Source organism: Gordonibacter pamelaeae 7-10-1-b (genome assembly GCF_000210055.1).
GTDB lineage: Bacteria > Actinomycetota > Coriobacteriia > Coriobacteriales > Eggerthellaceae > Gordonibacter > Gordonibacter pamelaeae.
Genome location: NC_021021.1, coordinates 2,968,913 through 2,973,230 on the forward strand (window position 1 = coordinate 2,968,913; position 4,318 = coordinate 2,973,230).

Here is a 4,318-nt window from a genome sequence, read left to right on the forward strand (position 1 = left end):
CGTGCGCGCGCTGGCCGCCCCCCTGGCGGCCGCCGTGGCGCATGATGCCGTGTGCACGTTCGGCAGCAAGGACATCATCGAGGCCGCCCGCACCCCCTTCGAGGTGGTCGACCTGCTGAACGAGTGACGACGCGCTTGCAACGCCGGCTGAGGCAGGCGCTGCAAGCGCTCTTCCGCAGCACGGTCGCGGCGTCGCTGCGACGAAACCGCGCCCGCAATGCGCTCCAGCGCCCTAACGCGCTGGAGCGCATTTTTTTCGATCGCTCGTTTTTTCGTGCATCGTTTTTTCGATCGCCCGGTTTCGCGCACCCGCCTTTTTCACGCGGTCGTTCGGCGAGCCCGTGGCTATTCCGTTGCTCGTGATTCCAGCGTGCAGGCGCACGCGATGTTTCACGTGAAACATTTGTACGTGCTTGACGCACCCTTGCGCCTTTCGGGCGAATAAATAAGACATTCATGCTTCCGTTCCAGGCTTTAAAAGCTAGAATTAACGATTGGAACGAATCGGCGCATGAGCGGGTTCTTCGCGCTGCCGTCCGAGGGGGCGCGGCGCGCCGTCCGAGGGGGTATCGGACACCGCGCCTTGACGCCATGCACCATAAATGGTAGTAATGTAGTATCAATTAGTGGAGGAAGAGACGGAGAGCATCTGCCATGTTGGAACTGAAGAACCTCACGTTTGAAGTACCGCTGTCGGAGGGCGCGAAGGAGACGAAGCGCATCATCGACGACCTCACGCTCACGATCCCCGACGACCGCTTCACGGTCATCACCGGCCCGAACGGCGGCGGCAAGTCCACGCTTGCCAAGCTCATCATGGGCGTGGAGCAGCCCACGGGCGGCCAGATCCTGTTCGACGGCGAGGACATCACGAACCTGTCCATCTCCGAGCGTGCGAAGAAGGGCATCGGCTACGGCTTCCAGCAGCCCGCCCGCTTCAAGGGCATGAAGGTGAAGAAGCTCCTGGACATCGCCGCCGGCAAGAAGCTGCCCATGCTCTCGTGCAACGAGCACCTGGCGCGCGTGGGCCTGTGCTCGGCGAACTACCTCACCCGCGAGGTGGACAAGAACCTCTCCGGCGGCGAGGTGAAGCGTATCGAGATCGCCACCATCCTCGCGCGCGACCCGAAGCTCGCCATCTACGACGAGCCTGAGGCCGGCATCGATCTGTGGAGCTTCGACCGCCTGACCGAGACGTTCCGCGACATCCACGAGGCGCGCGACGGGCGCTCCATCGTGATCATCTCGCACCAGGAGCGCATCATCCAGCTGGCCGACGAGATCGTGCTGCTGAAAAACGGCCAGGTGGCCGAGGCGGGAACGCCGGCCGAGCTCATGCCGAAGCTGGGCTTCGTGGCGAAGGGTATCCCCGGCTGTTCGTTCACCGAGCCGCCCGAGCTGCACCTGACCGAGATCCCCACCACCTGCTAACCCGCCCGCGTCGCGCCGAATGTTTCACGTGAAACATTCGTTCGCCTGTAGGCGAGAGCGCGATACGGATACTACCCACGAAGGAGGCCATCATGGCTGTTGATTTGTCCCCCATCGACGAGAGCCTGCTCGCCGAGATCGCCAACATACACGGCATGCCGAAAGGCGCGTTCAACATCCGCAAGGACGGGCAGCTCGTCGAGCGCCACTCGTCGGCGAACATCGAGATCGCCACGAAGACGGACAACCCCGGCATCGACATCCGCATCAAGGCCGGCACGAAGGGCGAGACGGTGTACATCCCCGTCATCGTGACGCAGGCGGGCCTGAAGGACGTCGTGTACAACACGTTCTACATCGAGGACGACTGCGACGTGACCATCATCGCCGGCTGCGGCATCCACAACGAGAGCCACCAGGCCTCCGAGCACGACGGCATCCACACGTTCTACTGCGGGAAGAACAGCCACGTGAAGTACGTGGAGAAGCACTACGGCGAGGGCGCGGGCACCGGCGAGCGCATCCTCAACCCCGTGACGAACGTGGTGATGGAGGAAAACTCGAGCTGCGAGATGGAGCTCACGCAACTGCGCGGCGTGTCGTCCACCGTGCGCGACACGAACGCCGAGCTGGGCGCGGGCGCGAAGCTGGTGCTCACCGAGAAGCTGCTGACGCACGACGACCAGGTGGCCACCTCGAACATGAAGGTGGAGCTCAAGGGCGACGACTCCAGCGTGCAGGTGATCTCGCGCTCGGTGGCGCAGGACAACTCCAAGCAGGTGTTCAACCCGCTCGTCATCGGCGAGGCGGCCTGCCGCGGTCACGTGCAGTGCGATGCCATCATCATGGGCAAGGCCAAGGTCACGGCCATCCCCGGCATCGAGGCCGCGAGCGAGGACGCGCTCCTGGTGCACGAGGCCGCCATCGGCAAGATCGCCGGCGACCAGATCATCAAGCTCATGACGCTCGGACTCACCGAGGAGGAGGCCGAGCAGGAAATCCTCGAGGACTTCCTGAACTAACCGCTTCGCCGCACGCACGGCATGCGAAGCGCTTTCCCGAGCGATTGGGAAAGTCTACCGAATAAAAGAAAGAGCCCGCTTATGCGGGCTCTTTCTTTCAGCTTGGGAAGCGGGTTCCTCGACGAGGGCTTACGCTGTGGGCTGCACGGCGTTCCTGCCGGCGTTGTCCTCGACGTTGCCCTCCTCGTCGTCTTCGGCAGCGGGCGCGTTCTCGCTGCCGTCGCCGCTGGTCGCCCCGTCTCCGTTGGCCTTGGACTCGTCCGTCTTCGCCGAGGAGGCGCCCGTCGTGAGCGGGAGCGACGAGGCGTCGATGTCCGTGCCCAGCCACTTCTTCTCGATGACCGACACGATGCCGCCGTCGGTGAGCGCAGCGAGCGCATCCTTGACGGCCGCCTGCAGCTCGGTGTTCGCCTCGAGCACGCCGACGCAGTAACCGCCGGGCTGCTGCATGAGCGCCACGATCTGCGCATCGTAGTCGCCGCTGTGGGCCGCGTACATGCCGATGACGGCATCGGCCGCCACGTACTGGGCGGAGCCGTCGGCAAGGGCGGCGAACGCGCTCTTCAGGTCGTTCTCGGACACGAGCGCGTCCTGGCCGAACTCGTTGGTGACCTGCCACGAGCTGGTGGAGGACACCTGGGCCGCGATCTTGGGGGACGACGCCTTGGTGGGCACCGTCGCGTTCGCCGAGGTGGAGAACAGCGCCACGCCCTTCGGCAGGTACGCCGGCGACCTCCAGAACGACACGTCGCTCTCGGAGCCGATGCCCATGGCCACGTCGACCTTGCCCTCCTTGAGCGCGGCCTCGGGATCGGTCCCCACGTCCACTATCTCCAGCTTCAAGCCCAGCTGGTCGGCCAGCGCCGCGGCTACGTCGACGTCGATGCCGACGATCTTCGACGAGGACGAGGGCGAGCCGGCCAACGGCGGCGATCCCGCGTTCACGCCGACCCGCAACGTGCCGCTTTTGCCGATGGTGGGCGACGACACCGTCGCGCTCTTCTCGGGAGGGGTGTAGCTCTGCTGCGACGAGCATCCTGCCAGCACCATCGCCAGGCAGGCGGCTGCCGCGCAGCATACGAGCGCCTTCATACGCTTCATTTCCGGTGTGCCTCCATCCGCTGTTTCTCTCTCAAAGCGCCCCTTTCGACTGACCTAGTCTTTGCCCCCACACTCGCGCACCGGGGCCCAGCTCCCACCGGTTACCCTCTCGCCCGTCGCGGCCGTATGCCGCGTCGTAAGTAAACGGGCGGTGCGACTTACCTCTAGGATGCGCCATGATCGCCTCCCCGACCAGGTCGGTTCGACTTACGTGGATCCTTTCGACCGCATCTGCCATGGACTAGGGATAGACGTCCCGCAACTACAGACTCGAAAGAAGCACCGTCCAGTTTAGCAGATAGGGAAAACGCCCGGAAGCGCGGCGCGCAGAATCGCACGACAAGAATCGCCGGAAGCATTCGAAAGGGCCCGCCCCTGCCCGCGGAGGGTCGCGAAAACGGGCGGGCCGGTGTTGGGGTCGCGCAGGGGGACCCTGTGAGCAGGATCGGCACCGCACGTGCCAGCCCGCGCAAGATCCGCACGGCCGACGGGCAAGATCCGCACGGCGGGTCGGCAAGGCGGGAACGGCTAAGGCGCAAGGCGGGGACGGTGCCCGCGCCAGGTTCGGGCAAGGTCCGGGCGGCTCGGCGACGGCGGGAATACGGTCGGCGTGCTAGGTTGCGGCGCTATGCTCGAAGCATGTCCCTCGCAGTCGACAGAACGCGCCTCTACGTCCGCGGCGCCGCCGAGGCCCTGGCGGAGACGCTGTGGCCCACGCGCTGCGCCGTGTGCGACGCGCCTGGCGAGGTGCTGTGCGACACCTG

The 4,318-nt window shown here is 65.3% G+C and carries 4 protein-coding genes; 2 read left to right on the forward strand and 2 right to left on the reverse strand.

Annotated features, from left to right (window positions below):
- Positions 1 to 232 precede the first annotated feature (232 nt).
- Positions 233 to 454 (reverse strand): hypothetical protein, encoded by a 222-nt coding sequence (locus GPA_RS19490; RefSeq protein WP_167536682.1) that lies wholly within the window; start codon positions 452 to 454, stop codon positions 233 to 235.
- Positions 455 to 654: 200 nt separating this feature from the next.
- Between GPA_RS19490 and GPA_RS13690 the strand changes: the two genes are divergently transcribed.
- Both GPA_RS13690 and GPA_RS13695 read left to right on the forward strand, forming a co-directional pair.
- Positions 655 to 1,431, forward strand: a complete 777-nt coding sequence (locus GPA_RS13690) for an ABC transporter ATP-binding protein (protein ID WP_015540230.1) — start codon at positions 655 to 657, stop codon at positions 1,429 to 1,431.
- Positions 1,432 to 1,523: 92 nt separating this feature from the next.
- Positions 1,524 to 2,453: a SufB/SufD family protein gene (locus GPA_RS13695; protein ID WP_041239677.1), complete on the forward strand. Its 930-nt coding sequence runs from the start codon at positions 1,524 to 1,526 to the stop codon at positions 2,451 to 2,453.
- Between the two features lie 129 nt (positions 2,454 to 2,582).
- On the opposite strand, the gene GPA_RS13700 is transcribed toward GPA_RS13695, so the two are convergent.
- Positions 2,583 to 3,554: a substrate-binding periplasmic protein gene (locus GPA_RS13700; protein ID WP_015540231.1), complete on the reverse strand. Its 972-nt coding sequence runs from the start codon at positions 3,552 to 3,554 to the stop codon at positions 2,583 to 2,585.
- Between the last annotated feature and the right edge of the window lie 764 nt (positions 3,555 to 4,318).